Source organism: Neobacillus nitrireducens, assembly GCF_030915405.1.
GTDB lineage: Bacteria > Bacillota > Bacilli > Bacillales > Cytobacillaceae > Neobacillus.
The window spans coordinates 3,807,336-3,828,253 of record NZ_CP133262.1; the positions used below are offsets into that span (position 1 = coordinate 3,807,336).

A 20,918-nucleotide genomic window follows, 5' to 3' on the forward strand; every position below is an offset into this window, starting at 1 on the left:
TTGGCCACTAAAAAAGGAGAAGGTGAGTAATCGATGATTTTAGTTACGGGAGGAGCCGGTTATATTGGCAGTCATGTTGTCAGGGATCTTGCGGATAGGGGCTATTCCGTTTTAGTTATAGACAATCTAACCACTGGTCATATCGAAGCAGTAGATAAACGGGCCATTTTTCTTCAGGGGGATGCGGGAGATCCGAAACTCCTCGACGGTATATTTAAAACCTACTCCATCCAGGCGGTTATGCACTTTGCAGCGAGCTGTCTTGTAGGTGAATCTGTTGTTAATCCCCTTAAGTACTATCAAAATAATGTTGTGGAAACCGTTCGCTTACTTCAAAAAATAAATCAATACCAGATTAAGCATTTTATCTTTTCCTCGACCTGTGCAACCTATGGGATTCCGAATCAATCAACTATCGATGAAAAGCTGCCGACTCACCCGATTAATCCTTATGGAAAATCAAAATTAATGATAGAAACCATGTTAAATAGTATTTCAGATCGCGATGACTTCAATTTTATCGCCCTTCGATATTTTAATGTGGCCGGAGCACATCCATCAGGCGAAATTGGAGAGGACCATACTCCCGAAACCCATTTGATTCCTAATATCTTAAGACATTTACAGGGGAAGTCAGCTTGTATTGAGATTCATGGGAATGATTATGCCACCCCAGACGGCACGTGTATTCGCGATTATATACACGTCACCGATTTGTCCACCGGTCATATTCTCGCATTGGAATTTTTATTGAAAAATCAACATAAAAAAACAGCAGAAATCTTCAATTTAGGGAATGAACGAGGTGTTTCCGTTTTGGAAATGATTCACCTCTGTGAACAAGTTACAAACATCAAAGCTACTGTTAACATTCAACCGCGAAGAAAGGGTGATCCCCCTCGATTAGTGGCATCATCAAAGAAAGTCAGGGAAGCACTGGGTTGGATGCCAAAGTTTGATATCCATACGATGATTCAAACAGCTTGGAACTGGCATCGAAACTATCCCGATGGATATAAATAAAAAAATAACCCATAGCGATAAAATACAGCAATTCTCCGATCATTTGATTCCAATAGTTTTGAAAAAGCTGCTGAATTTTTTCATATCAATTGTTAGATTATCGTACCCATGCCATTGTTGAGCGTTCGGGACCTGTTCACTTGCGCCGATAAAATAATAATAGTCCAGGTTTCCTAATGCACTAATTAGCCAATAAAGACCAGTTATATAGGTGGAGGGGAAAATTTCGAGAATTTTTGTTTTAGGCGGGCAAAAGGTTAAATTGGTTAATCCGGCGCCATGTGGAGCAACAATGGCCTCGGCCCCTGAAAAAAGCTGAACTTGCTCTGCAACGGACATCCATTCAAGTTCAACTTTAATAAAGCCATAAGCGGTGAGGAATTCTATTAAATCATTTTCGTTCAGAATTCTTCGTGTCTCCCTTCTGCTAATATATATTCGCTTATTAATAGAAGGATTTAATTTATTTTCAGTCAAAAAGCTGTTTCTTAGAAAATCATAGGCCCATTTTGTTACAAAGGATGGCTGTGAGGGAACGACTAAATTTTTCGCCTGAATATGGAAGTGGCGATGTGTTTTTTTGATGTCATCTCTTGAAATCCCTAAATGTGTCATGGTTTCAGATTGAAAAGGGGAATGCTCTGGGGCATATTTCATGATATAACGATTAACAGTAAACCCGCTTTCTCGTATCAAATGAAGCCGTGGAAGTACCTCAAACATCCAATGGTAGTAATTTCTGCTACCTACGTGTGTTAAGTCAGCGATTGCATCATAGTAGTCTGTTACAGGCGGGAGAGTTTCCATCTTAAAGATCGAATGGTCCCATTTGTTTTTTACCCATTCTAAAGATACATCCCATATTAATTTATTTTCCGGAGTTACGATGGCTCCGTTATCACCCCAAACGCGACCTCCGGGAATGATGGCAGCGTAACCTTCTGCTAATTTGATTGGATACCTTACGGGAGGGTTCTTCACCCTCTTTTTTAGATAAAAGTGGGGGTAAATGGGTTTATAAATACCTTTTCTCATTGACTCTGCCCCTAATTCCAGCCACTCGTTTACTGAGGGGAAAATATCTTCAGGTGGTTGAAAGCGCAAAAGTACCCCTCCACTCATTTGATGGTTTCTAAATAAGTATGATGCTTACGTTCGATATATTTTCAAAAAAGTGAAATCTTCCTTCCCTCTGAGGTGTATATCCAGGATTCGGGGAACGGCGGGTTTATTCAGAGAATAGGATAGAGAGGGAGTTAATTTCCTTGGGAGTGAAAACAATGAAGATAATCGTTATGAGGAGGCTAATCGGTTGAAAGTTGCGCTAGTTATGGCTGTTTATAATGGGGAGGAATATCTCCAGGAAACATTGAATAGCATTTTATCTCAAACCTATCAGCCATTGGAGATTATTTTAGTCAATGATGGATCAACAGATTCTACGACAGAAATATTGAATGCAATTACCGACCAAAGGGTGAAAATCATCCATTTGGAAGTAAATAAAGGGGTAGCCAACGGGTTGAATGTGGGGATTAGCCAAACTGAAGCAGAGTGGATTGCCATCCATGATGCAGATGATCTTAGTTTGCCTCAACGAATTGAAGAACAGGTTAATTATCTAAAAGCGAACCCCGGTGTTGTTGCCGTAGGTTCTTTTATTCAATGTATTGCGGGGAGAGATCTATCTGACGGACAAAGAGCACATATGTTAAGTAACGAAAGATATAAAAACTCTATTTTAAGTTGGGAAAAAATAAAGGAAGAGTTATTCAAAGGATGTCCGATTACACATGGTTCGCTGCTAATGTCAAAAGATGCCTTTTTGCAAGCCGGTCGTTATGACCCGCAATACAAGATTGCCTCCGATTATGAGTTCTTTACGCGTCTAGCTGATGTTGGTCCGGTCGAAATCGTCCCAAAGGTTCTATATAAATATCGGATATCCCCTAATTCACTATCCAATTCAAATGTCCTCGAAACCTCGAAAGAATTTCTAATCTCTTCAACCAAGTTTATTCGTAAGCACTGTTTCACAGGAAAAAAAGGAGAGCCTGTTGTTGTTGTTCATGGAACGAAGGCAGGATGTATTGCCTTTACGAAAATAATGCAAAAGGAAGGAATATTTCATCCTCGAATCAATCTTTTCTCGAATGGACGAAAAGATATGCGTAAATCTTACGAGCTATACAAGCTGGGTAAGATAGATGCGTTCATCATTCTTTCTAATGCACCAGTTGAAAATCAATTGATAAACTACCTTTCAGATAAGGGGCTGCAATTAAATAAGGATTATTTTACCTTATGGTCTGCCTTGTAAATTTCCTGTTAAAAGGAGTGATAGAACGTGGAGTTCCATAACCAGCCAAATTATGAAGAAAAGATGCTGGACCTTGAAACTGTATTGATGTTAATGGAGGATGCTCTTCAAAACCAAAAGCCACTTTCACTTGGCCGTTATGGACATGGTGAATTAGCTCACCTAGGCTGGACGTTTTTTCCTGAATGGACCATATTATTTGAACCCAATAGTGCCTACGCAGGAGCAACCGAGTCGCTGACGACGATAAAAAAAGAATTAGATACAGCATTAAGAACAACGGATATTGTTGGTTTTCATGCTTCATGGGGCCATGCCTGGGAAGATCGGGAGACAGCTAAACTGACAGGTCAGCTGCTAGGCTATCTAAACTTTATCCCTGAGAAAGTTTGCTCGGCGTTTATTACGCACGACATGATTACGAATCCTCAATTCTGGACGATCTTAAAAGGAAGGAAAATAGCCTTAATAGGAAGACGGGCCACTGAAGCAGCACCGCTTTTTATCAAAAGAGGCTTTAATGTAACCTATACAAGGGTACTAGAGGGTTTTGAACAAATAGAGGATGCCTATCAAGACCTTGCTTCAAGGGATTGGGATATTGCCCTTGTCGCAGCTGGAATTCCAGCAACCATTCTAGCCCCACGTTTGGCCAACCATACAAATAGAGTTGTTATCGACTTTGGGCATGCCTTAGATAAGTTGATTGATGGAGAAAACTTTAATTATAGTAAGATATTAATGGATTGGAAGGCTGGTAAGAGCAAGAATTATTTTGTATCCATGGTGATGGCTGTTCATAATGGGGAAAGGTTTTTGGAAGAAGCACTCGAAAATGCCCTTGCCCAGTCCTATGCAGATTTTGAACTAATTATCGTAAATGATGGTTCCAGCGATTCAACCAAACAAATTTTAGATCAAATCCAAGATAATCGGGTTCAGGTAATTCATCTTGAGAGGAACCAAGGTGCGGCCAATGCCTTGAATTTAGGAATAAGCCAGGCAAGGGGCGACTGGATTGCTATTCAGGATGCAGATGATAACAGCTATCCGCCCAGGATTGAGGACCAAGTTAACTATATTCAGGAACACCCTCAATTGGTTGGGGTGGGCACATGGATCAAATGTATTTCGGGGGATGCTGATATTCCTGATTCGGTTTATGAGGGATTGACGACTTGGAGAAACCAGCATACCTCAAGGGAAGAAATTAGAAACATTATTTTCTGGGGCTGTCCTTTGACCCATAGCTCGGTTATGTTCTCAAAGGATGTTTTCTGGGAAGTTGGGGGATACGACCCTCGATTCAAAATAGCCTATGATTATGATTTATGGCTAAAATTACTCGAAAAAGGTGAAATGGAAAAGGTTGAGAGGGTTTTATTAGATTATCGAATTCATAAAGGTTCCCTTTCGAATAAAGATGGTCTTGCGACAGTGAATGAAATACAGATTGCTTCTTCAAGAGCCATATTTCGTGCCTTTCATCAGGTAAAAGGACGTCTGCCAAAGGTTATTGTTATTGGGCCGGAAAGAGGATGCAGAAATTATAAAGCGAGGATTGCCAAAAAGAGTGGTATTAAGGTGGAAAAGTTGATTGATACCAATAAGAGTAAAAAAATACCTGCTGCAGTCCAAAAATTACAAGAGGGCAAGATAGATGCGATTATTGTTCTTGATCATGAAAAAAAGGATTTGATCATTGAGAGTTTAAACAATTTTGGGCTGCAACAAAATAAACATTTTTACCTTCTATATAACATTTTGTAGTAATTTCACTAGATGAATGATGTGATAGAAAATAGCCCCTTGAGGACTTCAAGGGGTTTCTTCGATGTGAGGGCATGTAGGGACGGATTCTTTTGTTGGAAGGAATCCAAGCTCTCGCAGGTATTTATGGTTGATTAAGTTTTTTTGTGTACTCGGCAATGGTTTCTTTCAATCCATTCTCCAATGTTATAGCAGGCTCCCAACCTAACAATTCCTTTGCTTTGTCAATGATAGGACACCTGACTTTTGGGTCGTCTACCGGCAGGGGATGAAAGGTAATGTTACTTGCTGAATTAGCCAATGTTTTTACCAAATGCGCTAATTCGATGATCGGATATTCGTTGGGGTTGCCGATATTGATGATTTCCCCGTTGGCCTCGTCTTTTTCCATTAAAAGCTTTAGTCCGTTGAGGGTATCGGTGACATAGCAGAACGACCGCGTCTGCGTTCCATCTCCATATACGGTCATGTCCTCCCCTGTTAGCGCTTGGCTGACAAAGTTGGAGATCACGCGGCCATCATCGTTCGCTAGGCCTGCTGAATACGTATTAAAAATCCGCGCCACCTTTACCTTTGTTTGATATTCCGTAAAATACAAATAGCAAAGGACCTCTCCTAATCGTTTCGCTTCATCGTAACAGGCACGCGGTCCCCATGTATTGACGTTTCCTCGATAAGTTTCCGGCTGCGGATGCACTTCCGGATCACCATAGGCCTCGCTTGTACTGGTATATACAATCTTCGCTTGCTTCCTCTTGGCTAGTTCGAGCATATTTTTCGTTCCAATCGTATTTACATTAATCGTTTCAAACGGGCTTGCTTGATAATATTTTGGAGAGGCAGCCGAGGCAAGATGGTAAATTTCCTGAACGTTTAAAAAGTCAGGGTCAGTAAGTATTTTCCGCGAACAGACATCCATCTCTTTAAAAATAAACCGGCCTTCCGGGAGACCCTTTATATTGGTTATTTTTCCGGATGATAAATTATCGACTCCAACGACGACACATCCGGCTGCAAGTAAATCCTTAGCAAGCTGTGAACCCAGGAATCCCGCCACTCCCGTAATCAGCACTTTCTTTTCCATGTTTCACCTCTATTTTTCAAGTCTCTTACATACTATGAAATAAATAAAGATTGGGTATAGGTAGGAGATGGACATCTTGATAACCGTCGTAACGAGTACAATCAGAGAAAACATGCTTGAGCGTGTAATCGAGAATTTTTCGCGGCAAAGCTTGGAGGAGAAAGAACTCATTATTATTTTAAACAAGAATGATATGAAACTAGGAAATTTAGTTGCGCCAAATATACGTGTATTTCAACTGGATGAAAAGAAAACATTAGGGGAGTGTCTGAATTTTGGTTCTATGCAGGCCTGCTATGAAACAATCGCAAAATTCGACGATGATGATTATTATTCACCTGCTTACTTGGAAAATGCCCTTCGCGTGTTAAAGGATCAAGGGGCAGACGTCGTCGGGAAGGCAGGGATTTTTGTTTATTTTAAAAAAGATAAGCTATTGACAGTATTCCGGCCAGGGATGAATTCTTTCTTTTTGAAAAATAAACGGGTGTTTCTGGCAGGAGGGACGTTAGTTTTTAAAAAGGCAGTACTCGAAAAGGCTCCGTTCCAGGCCTTAAATAATGGTGAGGATATACAATTTCAAAAGGATTGCTTTGACCAAAAGCTATCCTTATATTCAGGGAGCCTTCACGATTATGTCCTGATTCGCTACCCGGAGAGTCATCAGCATTCCTGGCGGGTCCTTGATGAGACCTTTCAAAAACAATGCCGAAGGATTGCGATGACGGATACGTTTGAGGAGTATGTGCGTGAAGGGGGAGAGACCTTATGATTTCTATCATAGCGTGCACGAATCGGAAGGATTTTGTCCCCAACCTTATCGAGAATTTCAAGAGACAAACGTTGGTCGAAAAAGAACTTATTATTATTGTTAATTCTTCTGTGATGGAAGTGGATGTTGCTGAACATAAAATTCTCCGCTGTCCGGATGAAGTAAGTTTGGGAGCATGTTTAAATCAAGGGGTTAGCGTGGCCCATTATGATTTTGTCACAAAAATGGATGATGATGACTATTACGGTCCTGACTACCTAAAGGAAGTGTATGGGACTCTTGTTCAAACAGATGCAGATGTAGTGGGTAAAAGCAGCTTTTACATTTATTTTAAAAAAAATCATGAACTGCGCTTATATAATCCCAATCATGAAAATCGATGGATTGTGAACAATGGTCCGTATAAAAGTTCCTACTTTTTAAGTGGGGCCACGCTCGCCTTCAAGAAGAAAATCCACGATAAGATTCGCTTTCCCGATGTGAATGTGGGCGAGGATAGCGGGTTTCAACGTCTTTGTTTTGAAAATAGGCTGAAAATGTATTCGTTATCGAAGGAGCACTATGCCTATATACGTTACAATGACCCTCTTCATCATCATTCAGATGCAAAGGCGCAGTTTTTAAGAAGGCAAGGTCATTTCATCGGTCATCCCCCTTCGATTGAAAAATACTTCGATAACACAAGGTAAGGCAGTGACGGTATTGTCACTGCCTTACTTCGGACTTTTAGAGCGATCAACCGCTAAGTAAATCGACGGAAAAGCTTTCGATGTCCTTACAACGGATAACTGTCAATCGTTCCGTAACAAAAGGAGATACCATATCTGGCTCAATGATTTTTACGCAGCAGTCGTTTGTTACACGGATTAGCTCCCCAGTAAATAAATCACCGGATTTTGTTCTGATCGTTACTTCGCTATGCTTGAATTTTTTTAAAATGCGACATAAACAATCTTTCTTGCAACTACAATCGCTTTTTTCTTTGCGACACCCCATTTGTACAACCCCCTTTCAAAAAGGTTTTCAAATTAATATATGCATAAGAAAAATTAAGGACATGGTCAAATCTCATTTTTCTTGCCAATTTTAAGACTCCTATTCTTTTGGACAAACATACAAGAACATCGGGACAGCTTTGAATAGAATAATAAGATAAGTCTCTCTAACGAAAGGGGAGGGGTGTATGAGTTATTCCTACGGAAAATGGACAAAATATCTTGTGATGATGGAAAATAAGACCCTCGTAGATTACTTGCCCAAGACTCATTTATTCTCAGAAACTGCATTTTGGAAACATTTAAATGAATATGGATCGGTTGTCGTTAAACCAAGCGAAGGGAAGCAGGGGTATGGAGTTGTCCAGGTATCCAAGTGTGGAGTAAATCAGTATGAAATTCACAATAAAAAAAATAAAATGGTTTTGGATAGCTGTATTCTTCATGAATTTTTGGACAAGATCCTGCAGAAAAATAAGCTCCACATTGTCCAACAAAGGATCCCTTTGGCTACGATTGAAGGGAATCCCTTTGATATCCGAGTCATGGTCCAGCGGAAGGAAGGCGCTATCGAATGGGAAGTGACTGGGAAAATCGTCAAAGTAGCGGAGGATGGTTTCTTCATAACGAACGTGGTAAAAGAGCTTCAAATGATAGAACAAGCTTATGAACAATCAGATATAGAGGGAATAGACTTTGCGGAATTGATGATAGAAATGGATAATATTTCACTAGTAACTGCCTATGAACTGCAGGAATTTTATCCTGATTCAAAGGTATTTGGATTAGATATGGGGATTACAGCTGATGGAAGGTTATTTATTATTGAGGCAAATCTAAGTCCAAGCATTGGGATGTTTAAAAAAGTGAATGATAAAACAATCTATCAAAGAATAAAGAAGTTCATGGAGGGATAATCGATTTCATTTTTGGACTATAAAATGTAGGGCAATTTGTAAGGCTAGAGGGATTAAAAAAACATTGAAATAGCAAGGGGTTCTTCCCTTGTCATTTTGCTTTTCATTGCTAATTCTTCGGATTGCGTAGTACGAAGAAGTTGGCAAACCATTTCCGGCTACTCGTATTGATATATGTGTAGGTATGAATTCATAGGCGGAAAATTTCCGTCTATTGTTTATAGAGGAAGCTAAAGTAGCAGATATAGGCGGAGATATTCCGCTTAATTCCTCTAAATAAGACAATATCTAAAGATTTGGACCATATAAGCGGAAAAACTCCCCTTATTTTTAAGGAAATATGGGTATTTCCCAATTTAGCCGGATTTTCTCCGTTTATTTTTCAAACACAGTGAAATCAACATTCAGTTATAGTGGAGCCTAACCAATATTTTCTGTATATCAATTTGCAAGTAAAAATGTATGACAACAATTTTACATTCCCCTTTATATGAAGATATATATATCATATTATCATATTAAAAAAATTAACTTATATATTAGGCTGGCATGGTGAGTAGTTTTTGTTTGTAAAAAATTTCATTTGTATTAATAAAGTAGGGGTGATATGATGTATTAACTGTCAAAGAAACCAACTAACCATTAAAAAAATATTAAGTTGTTGTTGACATTGATTATTGATTGATGATAAGATATGAAAGTTGTCACCGAAACTACTAAACTTTTCTAAGAAAATATTAATTAGTTGTTGACAATTAGTGAAGAAAAATGATATGATATAAAAGTTGTCTCGTTAAATTGTTCTTTGAAAACTAAACAAACAAAATCGTGCAAAACAAACAAAAAATTATTAGTTTCAGCAATGAAACTAAGCCAACGTAGCAAAATGAGCTAATCAACTTTCTCGGAGAGTTTGATCCTGGCTCAGGACGAACGCTGGCGGCGTGCCTAATACATGCAAGTCGAGCGAATCACTTCGGTGGTTAGCGGCGGACGGGTGAGTAACACGTGGGCAACCTGCCTGTAAGACTGGGATAACACCGGGAAACCGGTGCTAATACCGGATAATCCTTTTCCTCTCATGAGGAAAAGCTGAAAGTCGGTTTCGGCTGACACTTACAGATGGGCCCGCGGCGCATTAGCTAGTTGGTGAGGTAACGGCTCACCAAGGCGACGATGCGTAGCCGACCTGAGAGGGTGATCGGCCACACTGGGACTGAGACACGGCCCAGACTCCTACGGGAGGCAGCAGTAGGGAATCTTCCACAATGGACGAAAGTCTGATGGAGCAACGCCGCGTGAGCGATGAAGGCCTTCGGGTCGTAAAGCTCTGTTGTTAGGGAAGAACAAGTACCGGAGTAACTGCCGGTACCTTGACGGTACCTAACCAGAAAGCCACGGCTAACTACGTGCCAGCAGCCGCGGTAATACGTAGGTGGCAAGCGTTGTCCGGAATTATTGGGCGTAAAGCGCGCGCAGGCGGTCCTTTAAGTCTGATGTGAAAGCCCACGGCTCAACCGTGGAGGGTCATTGGAAACTGGGGGACTTGAGTGCAGAAGAGGAAAGCGGAATTCCACGTGTAGCGGTGAAATGCGTAGAGATGTGGAGGAACACCAGTGGCGAAGGCGGCTTTCTGGTCTGTAACTGACGCTGAGGCGCGAAAGCGTGGGGAGCAAACAGGATTAGATACCCTGGTAGTCCACGCCGTAAACGATGAGTGCTAAGTGTTAGGGGGTTTCCGCCCCTTAGTGCTGCAGCTAACGCATTAAGCACTCCGCCTGGGGAGTACGGCCGCAAGGCTGAAACTCAAAGGAATTGACGGGGGCCCGCACAAGCGGTGGAGCATGTGGTTTAATTCGAAGCAACGCGAAGAACCTTACCAGGTCTTGACATCCTCTGACACTCCTAGAGATAGGACGTTCCCCTTCGGGGGACAGAGTGACAGGTGGTGCATGGTTGTCGTCAGCTCGTGTCGTGAGATGTTGGGTTAAGTCCCGCAACGAGCGCAACCCTTGATCTTAGTTGCCAGCATTTAGTTGGGCACTCTAAGGTGACTGCCGGTGACAAACCGGAGGAAGGTGGGGATGACGTCAAATCATCATGCCCCTTATGACCTGGGCTACACACGTGCTACAATGGATGGTACAAAGGGCTGCAAGACCGCGAGGTTTAGCCAATCCCATAAAACCATTCTCAGTTCGGATTGCAGGCTGCAACTCGCCTGCATGAAGCCGGAATCGCTAGTAATCGCGGATCAGCATGCCGCGGTGAATACGTTCCCGGGCCTTGTACACACCGCCCGTCACACCACGAGAGTTTGTAACACCCGAAGTCGGTGGGGTAACCGCAAGGAGCCAGCCGCCTAAGGTGGGACAGATGATTGGGGTGAAGTCGTAACAAGGTAGCCGTATCGGAAGGTGCGGCTGGATCACCTCCTTTCTAAGGATAAAGCTGGACCTGTGAGCCAGACAAAACAGTTTGTTTATCGCACGTATTTTGTTTGTTTAGTTTTGAGAGTGCAATTTCTCTCAACACATCGTTCTTTGAAAACTAGATAATCGTAAGAAGAAGCAAAGTAAACATCGAGTAATCGCCATTTTAGTTTTTCTCTCTTATGTAAGTAAGAGTTATAAACCTTTTAGGTTAAGTTAGAAAGGGCGCACGGTGAATGCCTTGGCACTAGGAGCCGATGAAGGACGGGACTAACACCGATATGCTTCGGGGAGCTGTAAGTAAGCTTTGATCCGGAGATTTCCGAATGGGGGAACCCACTGTTCGTAATGGAACAGTATCTTTACCTGAATACATAGGGTATAGAAGGCATACCCGGGGAACTGAAACATCTAAGTACCCGGAGGAAGAGAAAGCAAACGCGATTCCCTGAGTAGCGGCGAGCGAAACGGGACATAGCCCAAACCAAGAGGCTTGCCTCTTGGGGTTGTAGGACACTCAACATGGAGTTACAAAGGAACGGGGTAGATGAAGCGACCTGGAAAGGTCCGTCATAGAAGGTAAAAACCCTGTAGTTGAAACTTCGTTCCCTCCTGAGTGGATCCTGAGTACGGCCGGACACGAGAAATCCGGTCGGAAGCAGGGAGGACCATCTCCCAAGGCTAAATACTCCCTAGTGACCGATAGTGAACCAGTACCGTGAGGGAAAGGTGAAAAGCACCCCGGAAGGGGAGTGAAATAGTTCCTGAAACCGTGTGCCTACAAGTAGTTAGAGCCCGTTAATGGGTAATAGCGTGCCTTTTGTAGAATGAACCGGCGAGTTACGATCCCATGCAAGGTTAAGTTGAAAAGACGGAGCCGCAGCGAAAGCGAGTCTGAATAGGGCGTTTGAGTATGTGGTCGTAGACCCGAAACCAGGTGATCTACCCATGTCCAGGGTGAAGTCCAGGTAACACTGGATGGAGGCCCGAACCCACGCACGTTGAAAAGTGCGGGGATGAGGTGTGGGTAGCGGAGAAATTCCAATCGAACTTGGAGATAGCTGGTTCTCTCCGAAATAGCTTTAGGGCTAGCCTCACGTAGTAAGAGTCTTGGAGGTAGAGCACTGTTTGGACTAGGGGCCCTCATCGGGTTACCGAATTCAGACAAACTCCGAATGCCAAAGACTTATCCGTGGGAGTCAGACTGCGAGTGATAAGATCCGTAGTCAAAAGGGAAACAGCCCAGACCACCAGCTAAGGTCCCAAAGTATACGTTAAGTGGAAAAGGATGTGGAGTTGTTTAGACAACCAGGATGTTGGCTTAGAAGCAGCCACCATTTAAAGAGTGCGTAATAGCTCACTGGTCGAATGACTCTGCGCCGAAAATGTACCGGGGCTAAACGTATCACCGAAGCTGTGGATTGACATCTTAGATGTCAGTGGTAGGAGAGCGTTCTAAGGGCGTTGAAGCTAGACCGTAAGGACTGGTGGAGCGCTTAGAAGTGAGAATGCCGGTATGAGTAGCGAAAGATGAGTGAGAATCTCATCCACCGAATGCCTAAGGTTTCCTGAGGAAGGCTCGTCCGCTCAGGGTTAGTCGGGACCTAAGCCGAGGCCGAAAGGCGTAGGCGATGGACAACAGGTTGATATTCCTGTACCACCTCTTTATCGTTTGAGCAATGGGGGGACGCAGGAGGATAGGGTAAGCGCGCTGTTGGATATGCGCGTCTAAGCAGTTAGGCTGAGAAGTAGGCAAATCCGCTTCTCACTAAGGCTGAGCTGTGATAGCGAGGGAAATTTAGTACCGAAGTTCCTGATTCCACACTGCCAAGAAAAGCCTCTAGCGAGATAAATGGTGCCCGTACCGCAAACCGACACAGGTAGGCGAGGAGAGAATCCTAAGGTGAGCGAGAGAACTCTCGTTAAGGAACTCGGCAAAATGACCCCGTAACTTCGGGAGAAGGGGTGCTTTTTGAGGTGAATAGCCTCGAAGAGCCGCAGTGAATAGGCCCAGGCGACTGTTTAGCAAAAACACAGGTCTCTGCGAAGCCGCAAGGCGAAGTATAGGGGCTGACGCCTGCCCGGTGCTGGAAGGTTAAGAGGAGGGGTTAGCGCAAGCGAAGCTCTGAATCGAAGCCCCAGTAAACGGCGGCCGTAACTATAACGGTCCTAAGGTAGCGAAATTCCTTGTCGGGTAAGTTCCGACCCGCACGAAAGGCGTAACGATCTGGGCACTGTCTCAACGAGAGACTCGGTGAAATTATAGTACCTGTGAAGATGCAGGTTACCCGCGACAGGACGGAAAGACCCCGTGGAGCTTTACTGTAGCCTGATATTGAATTTTGGTACAGCTTGTACAGGATAGGTAGGAGCCTGAGAAGCCGGAGCGCTAGCTTCGGTGGAGGCGTCGGTGGGATACTACCCTGGCTGTATTGAAATTCTAACCCGCACCCCTCATCGGGGTGGGAGACAGTGTCAGGTGGGCAGTTTGACTGGGGCGGTCGCCTCCTAAAGAGTAACGGAGGCGCCCAAAGGTTCCCTCAGAATGGTTGGAAATCATTCGCAGAGTGTAAAGGCACAAGGGAGCTTGACTGCGAGACCTACAAGTCGAGCAGGGACGAAAGTCGGGCTTAGTGATCCGGTGGTTCCGCATGGAAGGGCCATCGCTCAACGGATAAAAGCTACCCCGGGGATAACAGGCTTATCTCCCCCAAGAGTCCACATCGACGGGGAGGTTTGGCACCTCGATGTCGGCTCATCGCATCCTGGGGCTGTAGTCGGTCCCAAGGGTTGGGCTGTTCGCCCATTAAAGCGGTACGCGAGCTGGGTTCAGAACGTCGTGAGACAGTTCGGTCCCTATCCGTCGTGGGCGCAGGAAATTTGAGAGGAGCTGTCCTTAGTACGAGAGGACCGGGATGGACGCACCGCTGGTGTACCAGTTGTTCTGCCAAGGGCATCGCTGGGTAGCTATGTGCGGACGGGATAAGTGCTGAAAGCATCTAAGCATGAAGCCCCCCTCAAGATGAGATTTCCCATAGCGCAAGCTAGTAAGAACCCTGAAAGATGATCAGGTTGATAGGTCAGAGGTGGAAGCGTGGTAACATGTGGAGCTGACTGATACTAATCGTTCGAGGACTTAACCAATTTTTAAAGCGAACTCGTTTTTACAACTTCTTCTGCATTATCTAGTTTTGAGGGAATGATACCTCAACAAAATAGTCTGGCAGCAATGGCGAGAAGGTCACACCCGTTCCCATACCGAACACGGAAGTTAAGCTTCTCAGCGCCGATGGTAGTTGGGACACGCGTCCCTGTGAGAGTAGGACGTTGCCAGGCACGAAAAGGAACAGCGACTTAACGCTGTTCTTTTTTGTGTCTTAATTGGCATTCTTCCTAACTGACATTTTTAATATAAATGTATTTATTTAACTCGTTTAGCCTGATGCGTAGCTTATCGTTACGTCTTAGTCGATGTCCTGTCTCAGCATCAATCACTTCTTCGCCCAATTCAATAGGATAGTTTGATTTATTTAAAACTAGTAAAGTATTCTCAGTAATTGGAACAAACGTAATTTGATCGGTTTCTTTGAACTCCGATTCAAGCGTAAACAATTGGTTAAGACAGAATTCTCCTTTAAATGCCTTCAGTTTCTTAATTTGAGGTTCCATCGCAGCATGTGTATCCGCATCTTCAATTTCAATCACAATTTGGCCGCTAAAGCCCCGGCTTTCCTTCCTTCTTTTTGAAATAAAAGTGATTAATGGTGTGAATAAAAGAATCGCACCTACTATTGTAATAACAATATAAAGCCATGGATACAGCTGCGATTGTTTAAGGGAAGGCGCATTCACATCTTCTTTACTTGGTTCAGAAGCATTTCTCTGGATAGTGATTTTCTGGGGCTGTGTTTCACTGAGGAAACTGTTGCTTTCGGCCTTAACCATCACCTCATAGTTCGCCCCATCTCCAATTTTATACTCGCCTGTAAACCCATTATCTTGGGCATCTAATGGAACTTCCTCGGACTTTCCTGTGTCTAGATCCTTAATAAAAAGAGTAGCTTCCATTGTCCTGTAAATTTCCTTGTTTGTTATTTGCTTGCTGTTATCCTCAAAGAAGGCGGAAATTTTAATGGAATCCCCTGCTTCTAATTCTTTAGAAAGTGGGGCAAGTTTGAGCTGTAAATCATTGTTAAAAACAAGATTGATTTCAATCATATCTTTAGGAAAGCCCTTTACCTTCAGCGTCCAATCTCCTTGGACAGGATTCAGCAATTTTAAAATAGAGTATTTCTTTGATTTTAATAAAAGGATTTTGTCAGACGGCAAAGTTTGTTCTTTTCCGGATGGATCAACTAGTTTTAGTTCAACAGGTTTTTTAGAAATAAGCGAAATGTTTGCTTCTAGCACATTCTCATTTGGAATCTTGATGTTTATATCCTGATATTCCTGTTTGGCAACGACATCTTTTATAGGAACAACTTTTAACTTTAAATGATTTGCGAAAATCTCACTTAGGATTCCTGGTAAATCATGTGCATGACTTGTTTCAAAAAATTTACCGTTCGTGGTTGAAGCAATGTTTTTAAGGACTTCTTTATTTAACTTTCCGTTAGCGTTTAAGCCAATTACATAAATCGGATACCCCTTTGCTTTAGCATCAGCCACTGTCCCTGCAAGGTCCTCCTCTGCTTTCTTTAGTGTTTTCCCCTTATTCGCAATCAAATCATTGTTACCATCTGCTAATAAAACGATGAGAGGGAGATACCCCTTTTCGTGACTTTTATTAAGGACGTTGACTGCTTCTTTTACTCCCACAGAGATATCAGTTGCAGGATATTTTTGGAGTGAATCAATAAAGGATTTAAGCTCTTTTTTATCTTGTTCTGTTCGGATTGTGACGAGCTCTTTCTTACTGCGAACCTCATCAGAGTAGGCAACAACTCCAATTTTGTCTCCCTTAATTGATGCCATATCAATGAACATCTTCATGGCTTCATTACTAATTTTGTCCGGGTCACTGGTTAGCATTGATTTACTGACATCTACAACCAGTACCCCTTCCATGGAAGAAGAAGTATCTGCCGGCCGCACTACGCCCTCTGCCCCTACAGATATACAAAATACTAGGGTTAGCGCAGACATTAGTAAACTGCAAATAATTTTCTTAAACATCTATCCACACCTCCAGAGGTTTTAATAAAATTTGTTGTTTTATTAAGAATGTTGTGTTCATTATATAATACATTCTATCATTTTAGTGATAAATTACCTAAGTAATACTGGGATAAAACGGGATAATTATTTGTCGACAATTTTCGGGATTTATCCCCAGTGTCGGCTGGATAATTAATAGGGATGATTAATATCTGTTAATATGCTAAATTATTACTAATATACTTTTCCGAAAAAAAGGGGATCATTTCATGTCGAGAAAATGGAAGTGGACGATTGCATGTTTCTTTTTCCTGCTTTTTTTAAATGCGTTCGGGATCATTGCCGTAAAGATAATAGGCAGGTAAGGGGAAAGGGGATTTCTCCGCTAAATTTTCCAAGTAGGGAATGATGAGTTTGACAACAAATTTAACCAAACCGATTTCAAAAAATCTGCTATGGGCAATAATCATTGTTACAATTGGGGCAGAAGTGCTCCTCTATTTGACCCGGTACAGTTCTTTGGGCAGCACTCTATATGATGCTGTCATGGTGTCTTCCTTTTTTATCGGTTGGAAGCTATACCGGAGACTCAGTAGTGAGCAGGAACATCGGAAAAGTCCGCGCCAGATAATGCTTCAATTCACAGGTGCCTTTCTAATTTTCTTCCTTGGAAGTACGGTTGTTAATGTGTACTCGAACCTCACTTTTGAAGATTTTAACGAGGATTATGATCAATACGTACAAGACTACACAGAGTCACAAGCCCTTGAAATAGAGGGTGGAGTTGATAAGGAACTTCCGGATCAACCAATCGGGTCCATTTTTGAAAAAATAGATACCATTGGATATGATTTATATAACGACACACTGGCCGGCCTGGAAGAGGTATGGCGGTTGGCATATATTATTCTTCTGCTTGTGATATTTAAAAAGGTTTTCCCACGCCGCTGGGAGAGTGGTCGTAGAGATGGATTTCTGATGGCTGCACTGTTTATCACCTCAATTCTTTTCGGAATTGACCATACGCTCGATACGGACCAGCCCTGGGCGATCCGAATTGGGGCAATTGTAACTTTTGCTAATATGGGTCTCCTGTTTGGCCTCATCCTATTATGGACTCGTAACCTTTGGCTAACAGTTATTGTCCACGCTGTATACGATATCACGGCAACCCTGTCATGGTACTATATCGATTATGCAGTCGAGTATTTCACCTTAGGGGTGTTAATTGTCCACGTGTGCCTCTATATTTTTGAAACTATTCACCAAAATCGCTTCATGCAACAGAGGGCGTCGGTTCAGGAAGGTCCAAACATAGAAGTGACGCAAAAGGTAGAGTAATAGAAAAGAGGCTGCCTAGTAAATAGGGCAACCTCTTTTAGTTATATCCAAATGCTCTTTAATAATAGCGAACAGGCTAAAATTATTACTAGGATTAGGGTTATTGTAAAGAACCATTTTTTAATAGATTTTTTTTTATGGGGAAGATCAGGGTCACTGCTTTGATGGACTTGTGCGTTAATCCTCAGTTCCTCAAGCTCCTGCTTCACCTTTTGTTGGGCGGTAGTCAGCATCTTGCAGCCCTCCAAATTTCATAGATTATATGGACTATTAATATCCTACTACAAAAAGTAACAATAAATCCATTTATTCTCCAATTATTCTAATAGAAATAATAATTTGTTAGTATTTCCCGAGAAATGAAGAAGATTGTGCAATGGTGTCAGGCACCAATGAATAGTGTTTCGGATGTACACGTGGGGAATGTTGGAATTTGTAAAAAAATGCCGAAACTTATATTGTACTTATTTGTTTCTATTAAAATTGTAAATATGGTATGGTAGTAATAAATGGAAACAATAGGGGGTTCTTTTTGTGTTAAGACGTTTTTTGATTGGATTTATTATATTCTTTTTGGGGTTTTCAGTTCTTCCTCAGGCTCAAAAGGCTGAGGCTAGCACCATTTCCAAAAAGCAATTGATTATTGTTAATAAAAAGATTAATAAGCTAGCATTTTACGAGAATGGTAAATTAGTAAAAACATACAGAGTGGCAACAGGAAGAACTTCAAGACTTACCCCGGAAGGGACTTTTTACATAAGAGAAAAGATTAAAAACAGGCCTTACTATAAACACAATATTCCAGGCGGCGATCCTCGTAATCCATTAGGAAAACGCTGGATGGGTTTAAGCAAACAAGAGAATGGCGGTTATCCATATGCGATTCACGGCAACGCAAATGAGAGTTCCATTGGGAAATACATTTCGGGCGGCTGCATCCGGATGCATAATAATGAAGTGGTTGAATTATTTAAGAAGGTGAACATTGGTGCTAAAGTGGTTATTACGACTTCGAAAAAGAGCTTTAATCAGTTAGCTGCACCTTATTACAAAAATATCGACATTTCGGCTCCAACCTTTTCATACGTTAGCCCTGTTTCAGATAAATCAAATGAAGTGTCGGGGATAACAGAAAAGGGCGCAACGGTTACCGTTAAAATCGGCTCCAAAAAAATTATTAAAAAAGCAGATTCGAAGGGGAAATTTAAGGTAACGATTGGTAAACAAACGGCAGGTAAAAAGATATATTTATCAGCTAAAGATCCATCAGGAAACATCAGTAAGACGAAAATAGTTGATGTCAAGGATAAAACAGCTCCAGTCGTAAGCGGAGTAAACAATAAAGCTTTTTATAATAAAGATGTTAAGATTACCTTTAATGAAGGAACTGCAACATTGAATGGAAAAGCAATTAAATCGGGATATGTGGCTAAAGCAGCAGGTAAACGTACATTAGTAGTAACAGATAAGGACAAAAATAAGACAACTGTTGTGTTCACCATTGACAAAACAGCACCTGTTATTAAGGGAGTAAGCAATAACGCATTTTATAACAGGGATGTTACGATCGTATTTAATGAAGGAACAGCTACATTAAATGGGAAAGCAATTAAATCAGGATATGTTGCTAAAGTAGCGGGAAAACGCACTCTAGTGGTAACAGATGCAGCTGGAAACAAGAAGAAGATTGTGTTTACCATTGATAAAACAGCTCCAGTGGTGACGGGGGTAAGCAATGGGACCTTCAACATGGATGTTACGATCTCCTTTAATGAAGGAACCGCAACATTAGATGGCAATGTTGTTACAAAAGGAACTGTTGTTTCCGAAGAAGGTGAACATACTTTAGTGGTAACAGATGCAGCTGGAAACAAGAAGAAGATTGTGTTTACCATTGATAAAACAGCTCCAGTGGTGACGGGGGTAAGCAATGGGACCTTCGACATGGATGTTACGATCTCCTTTAATGAAGGAACCGCAACATTAGATGGCAATGTTGTTACAACAGGAACTGTTGTTTCCGAAGAAGGTGATCATACTCTAGTGGTAACAGATGCAGCTAAAAACAAGACAACTGTGGTCTTTACTATTAAAAAAGCAGAGGCAATGGTAGAATAAGTCTTAGTGCATGTTAAACAAATATAGTAGAAATCAAAGCAGCGCCTAATCCATCGAGATGAGGGTGCTGTTTTTTATAGTAAATTAATATAAAAAGTCCAAAGTGTATGAGGACACTTTGGACTTGATTATGCTTATTTTAATATTTGTACTTTCACTGTTTTTCTTCCCCATTGAATGGCCTTCTTATAAGATGGAACGAAGATATCAATCTTTTTTCCTCTCATGGCGCCACCGGTGTCACCGGCAATAGCATAGCCGTAACCTTCAACATATACTTTCGTACCAAGCTTAATCACTTTCGGATCTACTGAGATTACTTTTAGTTTTGGATTTTTCTTAAGATTTAACCCTATAGCTGTGATCCCAGAGCATCGCTTACAATTTGCAGTATAAGCAGTAGCACTAACGGTAATGGTCTTTACAACTTTTAACTTCGTTGATTTACTCGTAGTAGTTACAGATTTCTTTGGAGCAGGTTTACTAACGGTTGAGCTAGTAATCTTTAACTTTTGATTCGGATGAATCGTATTTGATTTAAGGTTATTCCATTGTTTTAAGGTGTTCACGGAGATTTTATATGTTTTTGCAATACGATAAAGCGAATCGCCACTTTTAACTTTATATGTATTGGATGCTGCTAATGCGCCATTATTACTTCCAAATAATATCATACCTGCCAAACTGAACATGACTAGGAATTTCTTCATCACTGAAAACCCCTTTCTCTTGTTATATAAAAGTTACCACAATAGTATTACAGTTATATTTCAATAGTTTACTAGTTGTATGACAAAACCGTTATAATCCGGTGTCAGGCACCCTTCGTGGACAAAACAGCGGACTTTGTCCGCTATAGGTGGACAGTGAGAATGAATCCTATGTTTTGTGTATGCGGTAATGAGTTAAATGGAGGTATTATCTACTATGAGGGGGTACTTTTTTTCTAGTAATTTTTAATCAATGCCCACAATTTTACAAGTAATAGT

13 protein-coding genes and 3 rRNA genes are annotated in these 20,918 nt (G+C 41.8%); 11 read left to right on the top strand and 5 right to left on the bottom strand.

Going from position 1 to position 20,918, the window contains the following annotated elements; translation table 11 throughout:
* The first annotated feature begins 33 nt into the window (after nucleotides 1-33).
* Nucleotides 34-1,023 carry a UDP-glucose 4-epimerase GalE gene (galE, locus tag RCG22_RS18485; protein WP_308104134.1) on the top strand — a complete coding sequence of 330 codons (990 nt, stop codon included), beginning with the start codon at nucleotides 34-36 and terminating at the stop codon, nucleotides 1,021-1,023.
* A gap of 39 nt (nucleotides 1,024-1,062) precedes the next feature.
* Here galE and RCG22_RS18490 read toward each other — a convergent pair whose 3' ends face one another.
* Entirely contained in the window at nucleotides 1,063-2,127 is a 1,065-nt protein-coding gene (locus RCG22_RS18490) for a glycosyltransferase family 61 protein (RefSeq protein ID WP_308104135.1), read from the bottom strand.
* A 208-nt stretch (nucleotides 2,128-2,335) separates the two neighbouring features.
* On the opposite strand from RCG22_RS18490, the gene RCG22_RS18495 reads away from it, so the two are divergent.
* A complete protein-coding gene (locus tag RCG22_RS18495) occupies nucleotides 2,336-3,343 on the top strand; it encodes a glycosyltransferase family 2 protein (protein ID WP_308104136.1) in 1,008 nt (335 codons plus the stop codon).
* Between the two features lie 27 nt (nucleotides 3,344-3,370).
* On the top strand, nucleotides 3,371-5,113 hold the full coding sequence (locus RCG22_RS18500; protein ID WP_308104137.1) for a GT-D fold domain-containing protein: 1,743 nt from the start codon (nucleotides 3,371-3,373) through the stop codon (nucleotides 5,111-5,113).
* A 124-nt stretch (nucleotides 5,114-5,237) separates the two neighbouring features.
* Here the strand turns inward: RCG22_RS18500 and RCG22_RS18505 are convergent, their stop codons facing one another.
* On the bottom strand, nucleotides 5,238-6,197 hold the full coding sequence (locus RCG22_RS18505; RefSeq protein WP_308104138.1) for a GDP-mannose 4,6-dehydratase: 960 nt from the start codon (nucleotides 6,195-6,197) through the stop codon (nucleotides 5,238-5,240).
* A gap of 76 nt (nucleotides 6,198-6,273) precedes the next feature.
* On the opposite strand from RCG22_RS18505, the gene RCG22_RS18510 reads away from it, so the two are divergent.
* Both RCG22_RS18510 and RCG22_RS18515 read left to right on the top strand, forming a co-directional pair.
* A complete protein-coding gene (locus RCG22_RS18510) occupies nucleotides 6,274-6,969 on the top strand; it encodes a glycosyltransferase family 2 protein (RefSeq protein ID WP_308104139.1) in 696 nt (231 codons plus the stop codon).
* Nucleotides 6,966-7,658: a glycosyltransferase gene (locus RCG22_RS18515; RefSeq protein WP_308104140.1), complete on the top strand. Its 693-nt coding sequence runs from the start codon at nucleotides 6,966-6,968 to the stop codon at nucleotides 7,656-7,658. The genes RCG22_RS18510 and RCG22_RS18515 overlap by 4 nt, the downstream gene beginning before the upstream one ends.
* 46 nt (nucleotides 7,659-7,704) lie before the next feature.
* On the opposite strand, the gene RCG22_RS18520 is transcribed toward RCG22_RS18515, so the two are convergent.
* Nucleotides 7,705-7,965, bottom strand: a complete 261-nt coding sequence (locus RCG22_RS18520) for a hypothetical protein (protein WP_098262247.1) — start codon at nucleotides 7,963-7,965, stop codon at nucleotides 7,705-7,707.
* 187 nt (nucleotides 7,966-8,152) lie between these two features.
* Between RCG22_RS18520 and RCG22_RS18525 the strand changes: the two genes are divergently transcribed.
* From RCG22_RS18525 to rrf, 4 genes are all read left to right on the top strand, one after another.
* Entirely contained in the window at nucleotides 8,153-8,881 is a 729-nt protein-coding gene (locus tag RCG22_RS18525; protein ID WP_308104141.1) for a YheC/YheD family protein, read from the top strand.
* A 901-nt stretch (nucleotides 8,882-9,782) separates the two neighbouring features.
* Nucleotides 9,783-11,320, top strand: a 16S ribosomal RNA gene (locus tag RCG22_RS18530).
* Nucleotides 11,321-11,522: 202 nt separating this feature from the next.
* A 23S ribosomal RNA gene (locus tag RCG22_RS18535) occupies nucleotides 11,523-14,457 on the top strand.
* A 75-nt stretch (nucleotides 14,458-14,532) separates the two neighbouring features.
* A 5S ribosomal RNA gene (gene rrf / locus RCG22_RS18540) occupies nucleotides 14,533-14,649 on the top strand.
* Together the 16S, 23S and 5S rRNA genes form the textbook arrangement of a ribosomal RNA operon.
* Before the next feature lie 57 nt (nucleotides 14,650-14,706).
* Here the strand turns inward: rrf and RCG22_RS18545 are convergent.
* Nucleotides 14,707-16,488 carry a vWA domain-containing protein gene (locus RCG22_RS18545; RefSeq protein WP_308104142.1) on the bottom strand — a complete coding sequence of 594 codons (1,782 nt, stop codon included), beginning with the start codon at nucleotides 16,486-16,488 and terminating at the stop codon, nucleotides 14,707-14,709.
* 387 nt (nucleotides 16,489-16,875) lie between these two features.
* Here RCG22_RS18545 and RCG22_RS18550 point away from each other — a divergent pair, with 387 nt between their 5' ends.
* Nucleotides 16,876-17,811, top strand: coding sequence for a CPBP family intramembrane glutamic endopeptidase (locus RCG22_RS18550; RefSeq protein ID WP_308104143.1), 936 nt, complete (start codon nucleotides 16,876-16,878; stop codon nucleotides 17,809-17,811).
* Between the two features lie 534 nt (nucleotides 17,812-18,345).
* Nucleotides 18,346-19,929 (top strand): L,D-transpeptidase family protein, encoded by a 1,584-nt coding sequence (locus tag RCG22_RS18555; RefSeq protein ID WP_308104144.1) that lies wholly within the window; start codon nucleotides 18,346-18,348, stop codon nucleotides 19,927-19,929.
* A 134-nt stretch (nucleotides 19,930-20,063) separates the two neighbouring features.
* Here the strand turns inward: RCG22_RS18555 and RCG22_RS18560 are convergent, their stop codons facing one another.
* Nucleotides 20,064-20,639, bottom strand: coding sequence for a 3D domain-containing protein (locus tag RCG22_RS18560; protein ID WP_098264015.1), 576 nt, complete (start codon nucleotides 20,637-20,639; stop codon nucleotides 20,064-20,066).
* Nucleotides 20,640-20,918: the final 279 nt, after the last annotated feature.